Origin of the sequence: Crocosphaera sp. (assembly GCF_030064895.1) — a bacterium.
Lineage (GTDB): Bacteria > Cyanobacteriota > Cyanobacteriia > Cyanobacteriales > Microcystaceae > Crocosphaera.
On the sequence record NZ_JASJEB010000178.1, the window covers coordinates 1 to 6734 of the forward strand.

At 37.0% G+C, this 6734-nt stretch carries 5 protein-coding genes and 1 pseudogene; 3 read left to right on the forward strand and 3 right to left on the reverse strand.

Going from position 1 to position 6734, the window contains the following annotated elements; genetic code table 11:
* Positions 1 to 804, forward strand: a pseudogene (locus tag QNJ66_RS25875) (hypothetical protein); the annotation flags it as partial.
* A 206-nt stretch (positions 805 to 1010) separates the two neighbouring features.
* Here QNJ66_RS25875 and QNJ66_RS25880 read toward each other — a convergent pair.
* The 3 genes from QNJ66_RS25880 to QNJ66_RS25890 form a co-directional block, all read right to left on the reverse strand.
* Complete coding sequence (locus tag QNJ66_RS25880) at positions 1011 to 2090, reverse strand: RuBisCO accumulation factor 1 (RefSeq protein ID WP_300511545.1); 1080 nt, start codon at positions 2088 to 2090, stop codon at positions 1011 to 1013.
* Positions 2091 to 2211: 121 nt separating this feature from the next.
* Positions 2212 to 3399 (reverse strand): DUF4336 domain-containing protein, encoded by a 1188-nt coding sequence (locus QNJ66_RS25885; protein ID WP_300511546.1) that lies wholly within the window; start codon positions 3397 to 3399, stop codon positions 2212 to 2214.
* 87 nt (positions 3400 to 3486) lie between these two features.
* Positions 3487 to 3867: a hypothetical protein gene (locus QNJ66_RS25890; protein WP_300511547.1), complete on the reverse strand. Its 381-nt coding sequence runs from the start codon at positions 3865 to 3867 to the stop codon at positions 3487 to 3489.
* 156 nt (positions 3868 to 4023) lie between these two features.
* On the opposite strand from QNJ66_RS25890, the gene QNJ66_RS25895 reads away from it, so the two are divergent.
* Together QNJ66_RS25895 and QNJ66_RS25900 are read left to right on the forward strand one after the other, a co-directional pair.
* A complete protein-coding gene (locus tag QNJ66_RS25895) occupies positions 4024 to 6324 on the forward strand; it encodes a heavy metal translocating P-type ATPase (RefSeq protein ID WP_300511548.1) in 2301 nt (766 codons plus the stop codon).
* Positions 6325 to 6351: 27 nt separating this feature from the next.
* Positions 6352 to 6555: a type II toxin-antitoxin system HicB family antitoxin gene (locus tag QNJ66_RS25900; protein ID WP_300511549.1), complete on the forward strand. Its 204-nt coding sequence runs from the start codon at positions 6352 to 6354 to the stop codon at positions 6553 to 6555.
* Positions 6556 to 6734: the final 179 nt, after the last annotated feature.

The window sequence follows — 6734 nt, forward strand, 5'->3', positions numbered from 1 at the left end:
AAGCGCGATTGCATCAATGACTTTCTGGCGGAGATCATAACTGTAAGGTTTAGCCATAGAGGAGAAAAGTTTAAGGGTCTTTCTCTATTCTATGTCCTAATCGCCCTGGCGATTGCTATATATGCTATTCCAACTCGTCCCGGATGGTGTCGTCAAATTAGTTGTCAAATATTAGTTAAAAATGAACAGGGACAAAAACCTGGTGGATTTTCTATTTTAGGTTGGCCAATTCCTGATTGGTTAGGTCATGTGTTTAGTTCCTTTTTTATTCATCAAGATTTAGTTTTCTTACATCACCAAGAAAAGATTATAAACAAAAGAAATGAGGGTAAATGGATCGACCAAGTTTACACTCCCAACCCTCAAGATAAAATGATTATTACCTTTCGTAACTGGTTAGAAAAAAGAGCAGGTGGTGGTATTTCTTGGGACGAAAGTTGTGATCCTAATTTACCTCCTGTAGAAACTGATAAAGCAAAACTTTTTGATATTTATTCAACTCACACAAAAGATTGTAAAATCTGTCAAGATGCTTTAAAAAATCTTAACCGTTTAACTGTTTTCAGTTTTATTAGTTCAGGAATTTGTTTATTTTTAGCACTATTTCTTGATAGTAGAAATGTAGCCACTTATTTAGCTCAAGAACAGTTTAATAATGGAATTTCTCTGTTTTCTGTTGCCCCTCCTTGGAGTTTTTGGTTGTTAATTTTTGGGGCGATCGCTTTAGGTTTATTAGGTTATTATGTGAAGAAGTTTACTGGACTTTTCTATGTCTATAAATTTGAACATCACCGCAATGATTAAATAAGCCATATCTTCAACATGGTAGGTCAAGGCAAGAATAAAAAGTTACGATGTTTTCATCAAAAAACTTCTTGCCTAACCCAGCATACTATCTAATAGTTGATCGGATAAATTTACTCCCCGTCCCCCCGTCCCCCCGTCTCCCTTTCCCCATTCCCCTGTCAAACTCCAAGGATAATTTTTCTACAAAAAAGGGATGCTCTCTTTTAATCATCCATTTGCCAAGGTTCTAATAAATTATTTTCATCAAAAATCTTTTTCGGTCTTAAAACAATTATTACTTGACCTAAGAGGGGACAAGAAGGACTTTCAGGAAACCATTTAAAGGTTAATTCTTCTCCTTCTTCTACTAAAAAATAACTTTGATCATCCCATTGGGTCATTCCTCGATCAATTAACACTAAAACCTCTTCTGGTTTACCTGTTAACCCTTGAGGAAGGCGATCACTTTGACATAAAATAGCTACGGGATCGACGGCTTTTAAAACAGATTGCCAACTGGGTAGCGGAACGACAGAACCTGTGTTATTATAATTTACGTAGTTGAATGGGCTGATTATGTCTATTTTTTCTACCCCGAGAACCTGATTTTTGCTCAAGGGCAGGGTTCCAGCTAAGGGAACGAGACGAGATATCTCTTCTTGGTTCTGCACACGGTAGAGGGGCATTAACGGCGCGCTACTTTGGGGAGTTACTGTCAAGTCACTAAGTAATTTTTCGATCGCTTCTCTGGCAGTATTAGAGAAAGCATATTTTAACCCTTTGGCGATCAAACGAGTGCGTTCTTGAAGGTCTTTTCTCTGTTTAGCCTGTTTCCAACATTGATAAGCCATTGCGTCCCCAGGATGAAGGGTAAAACCTGGTGGTAACTGAGGCATTAAGGAAAATGTTTGGAAAGTTTTGGCCAAGTCTCTAGTTTCCAGGTGGTCTAAATTTTTATCTTTGGCCAACTGTGCCACCACACCCCGTTGATTTTGTTTAAGGATGCGTAGTTCGTAGAGTACATCGCTTTTTGGTCCACGACAATAGCTTAATAAGTCTTCGGACACTTGGCTATCTAGCAAACTTTCATAGACTTGAGCAGCGACAATAATCAAATTTTGTTGACTGGCCTGAAACCCTGTTTTCTCAAAGATGGTTTGACTGTTATACCCTGCTTTTTGTAGCTGCTGAGAGGTTTTTCCCCAGTCTACCCAAGTCCCTTCTTTATGGAGAAGCGATCGCATTAATTCTTCGGCCTGTTCTTCAGAAAGGGGTTGTGATCTCTCTTGGGGATAATGGTTCATTGACTGTGTTTTGAGGATAAAGCTTGCTTAGGGGTTAGGTTGTAGACGCACACATTTTCCACCCATACCCTACGAAATTTATTATATATCAAAAGTGTCTCATCGGTCTTAATTGATTTTTTTAGAGTTGGGAAGGAGGAGTAACACCGAATTTAGTTAAGCTTTGAGCGATGTTTTGTATTAGCTGAAAATCGTCATTTCCTGCGTTATGGTTAGGGTGACGTAAACAATCAAAAGCTTCTCTAAATTGTGAAGGTTTACTGATGATTGGGGCAGAAAAATGGGCAGGAATAATACGATTAAAACCCCATTTTGTAACTCTATCTACCCAAATTAAAACATCTAAAGGACTACGGTTAAAAATAACCCCTTGTAAAATAGGTGCAACTAATAACTGAGTATGATGTAACTTTTCAAAAGAAGATGTCCAACTATCATCCCATTCAAAAGGAAACAGTCCAAAGTAGGCTTTTTTTGAACGATCAGGTGCTTTCAAAGCATCTTTAAATACTTTACTCCATTCCACTGTTCCTAAAGCATTAGGACGAAAATAGAGAGCAAATAAAACAGTTCTTTGCCATCCTTTGATTCTCTTTTCTGGGGTGTCTTCGATCATTTCTAAACTATTATTTTTGGCATGAAATAGTAAAGGATAGGGATCAAGTTGGGTAATTTCGGGAGGTTCTGCAGGGACAGATATGATAGAGTCAGTTAATAATAAAGTTTGCGATCTCTTATGATAAAAAGCTACTTCTTGAAACGGACCTAAACCTAAATCTAATGGTCCTAAAATCTCGTAATCAAACTCATCAAAAAAGGGACTTTCATGACTATCTAAGGGTAATTTTTGGGTTCGTTTTCGGGGAAACCCTAACCAACTCAAAGGAAGATTAACGGGGAAACTCCATTGATCCGGGGAGATAAAAACTTGTGCTTTGGGGAAACATCTGGCAAAGGGACCCACAAATACTTTATGTTCAATACCCGAAACCGTGGGTAAAATGATGTATTTAACCTCACCATGAGTATCGACTAACTCATTAACCAGACGAATACATTCACCCGTGGGTGCAACTGGTGCATAAACCAAAAGTCCCCCTGTTGCTAGTTTAACCACCGTCATCCGAATGGGAACCACCACATAGAGAATACCCTGACATTGCTCAAACGTCCAAATAGTATCCTTGACAACTTCTTTGCGTAAGGTGCGACGTTGACCATAAGGGTACAAAGGAACTATTGGCCAAAACGGCCAGGATATATCTTGAGGACTAATATCGCTTGCTGTTGTTTGTCGGGGTGGGGTCATTCGCTGACTTAAGTTGAAACCAACTCACCCATTTTAATGCTTTTTGCACCCTGAGAACAATCATTAGACTTTTTATGGATAAAAGTGTTAATGATTGAACACTTGAATTGAGTTTTCTTCCATATCCGTTGTTTCTATATCTTCATTTACTTTCTTATTATATTTAACTTTCGCTATTTTCAACTTCAAAAAACTACCAACTCCTGCCATTCCCAAAAGACATAATATCCCTAAAGGCTGAGGAATGGGTAAAATAATTGACGAATCGTTAACATTAAGTAATTGTCGGGAAGAGACTAGCACCTTCTCACGGTTAGCTAACTCGCTGACAGATATGTTATTTTCTTGATTTTTTGTATTTTCAAGCTGCTTTAGCTTATTATTTTGACTAAGTGCAGTTTGATTACTGAATACTAAAGATAGAAGGGTAACAACAGTGATAATCTCTAATTTATTAACTATTTTCATTGTTCAAAAAAAGGGTATTTGGTGGCAATTATAGGTAAGACTTCAGGAACCCTCTTATTTTTTTATAAATACTTTATATTTGAGGGTAATGATGTTTGCAGATCCCAACAAAAAAGGGTGTTATATCATAGAAGAAAGCGAGGAAAGACAAACAAAATGAAAACTTCACTACACAGTCAATCTTCTCATAAAAATAGCCCATTAACCCAGAAAACTTTACATTTAGAAGGAATGGGATGCGCTGCTTGTGCAACCACTATTGAAACAGTTCTTAATAAAGTTTATGGTGTTAAAAAATGTAACGTTAACTACGCTTTAGAAAGAGCAACTGTTGAGTATGATGGTAAAGTTACTAACGTAGGAAAAATTCAAGCTGCCATTAGTAAAGCAGGATACAAAAGTTATGTTTTAGAAGCAGAAAAAAATAATAAAACTGAAGATATTGAGCAGAAAAAAAGAGACACAAAACAACAAGAATTAACTCAAAAGGTGATTGTTGGTGGTGTTGTTAGTTTGATTTTAATTTTTGGCAGTTTACCAATGATGACAGGGTTATCTATTACTTTTATTCCTCATTGGTTACATAATGCTTGGTTACAGTTAATTTTAAGTATTCCTGTGGTTTTTTGGTGTGGTCAGGGGTTTTATAAAGGAGCATTTAAAGCTTTAGAACGTCGCACTTCTGATATGAATACTTTAGTGGCTTTGGGTACTGGTGCAGCGTTTATATACTCTTTATTTGCTACATTTTTTCCTCAATTTTTCCGGTCTCAAGGCTTAAGTTCAGATGTTTATTATGAAGCTGCTGTTGTTATTATTACCTTAATTTTATTGGGTAAATTATTAGAAACTAGAGCAAGAAGTAAAACATCAGAAGCGATTAGCAACCTAATGGGATTACAAGCTAAAGCCGCTAGAGTAATTCGTCAAGGGGAAGTAGTTGATATTGCTTTTGAAGATGTAGTAATTGGTGATATTGTTTTAGTACGACCAGGGGAAAAAATACCGGTTGATGGAGTCATTATTGAAGGACAATCTACCATAGATGAATCTATGATTACAGGGGAATCTATTCCCGTAGAAAAAAAAGCAGGAGATGAGGTGATTGGAGCAACAATTAATAAGACAGGAAGCTTTAAATTTGAAGCCAAAAAAGTAGGTAAAGATACTACATTATCCCAGATAATTAAATTAGTAGAAGAGGCACAAAATAGTAAAGCCCCAATTCAAAAAATAGCGGATAAAGTTACTGCTTTGTTTGTACCTGCTGTAATGATGATTGCCGTTATCAGTTTTATTTATTGGTTGATTTTTGCTCAAAATTTATCTTTAGCAATGGTGACAACTGTGAGCATTTTAATTATTGCTTGTCCCTGCGCTTTAGGGTTAGCAACTCCAACATCGATCATGGTAGGAACAGGAAAAGGAGCGGAAAACGGCATTTTAATCAAAGGAGCAGATAGTTTAGAATTAGTACATAAAATTCAAGCAATTGTTGTCGATAAAACAGGAACTTTAACCCAAGGTAAACCAACAGTCACCAATTATATTACTGTTGATAGTATTGCTGATAATAATGAATTAAATATCTTAGAAATAGCAGCAGCTATTGAACACAATTCTGAACATCCTCTAGCAGAAGCGATTGTTAATTATGCTAAGTCCCAAGGTATTACCAATAACTTCCCCAAAGTAGAAAATTTTGAGGCAATGGGAGGGCAAGGAGTACAAGGTGAAATTAATGGTAAATTAGTGCAAATAGGTACACAAAAATGGCTGGAAAAATTAGGAGTCAATACTGAACAATTAATCTCCCAAGCAAAAGAATGGGAAAGTCAAGCAAAAACAATCCCCTGGATCGCCATTAATGGGCAAATAAAAGGCTTATTTGCTATAGCTGATGCCGTGAAACCTTCATCCGTTAAAGCCGTTAAGAAGCTCAAAAAAATGGGCTTAGAAGTGATAATGTTGACAGGAGATAACCAACAAACCGCCCAAGCGATCGCTGATGAGGTGGGAATCTATCATGTCTTTGCAGAGGTACGTCCCGAGGAAAAAGCCGATAAAATCAAGGAAATACAGCAATCTCAGGGCAAAATCGTGGCAATGGTAGGAGATGGTATCAACGACGCACCAGCACTCGCTCAAGCGGATGTAGGAATGGCCATCGGAACTGGTACAGATGTTGCCATGTCTGCCAGTGATATTACCCTTATTTCAGGAGATTTACAAGGTATTGTAACAGCTATAAAATTGAGTCGTGCAACTATGAAAAATATCCGTCAAAACCTCTTTTTTGCCTTCATTTATAACACTTTAGGTATTCCCATTGCTGCTGGTATTTTATACCCTTTCTTTGGTCTTTTATTAAACCCCATGATTGCCGGTGCAGCTATGGCTTTTAGTTCCGTTTCTGTGGTTTCCAATGCTTTAAGATTACGGAATTTTAAGCTATAATTGTATTATAGTCTTAGCAACGTCAAAATGATAATTAGAGCAGTTTTAGAATGGGACGATGAAGTCAAAGCTTTTTCGGCTACTTGTCCGGAATTAAATTATGTTTCTTCTTGTGGTGATACCAAAGAGGAAGCTATTACCAATCTAAAAGAGGCAATTCAATTGCTTTTAGAACCAATTCCTGAGCATAATGTAAATAAGAAATCTATGATGACAAGGAAATATGATTAATCAGCCTTCTCAACAACAAACAGAAATTTTCAATAAAATTCTCCAAGAAATAAATTTAACCGAATGTCGGGCAGAATTCCCTAACGTTCCATAACTTAGGGATGAATGCCCGACCAACATATAAAACTGCGAAGCATCCTTATTTCTTAGTTTCTAACCCTCCTGACTGGTTTTTGATA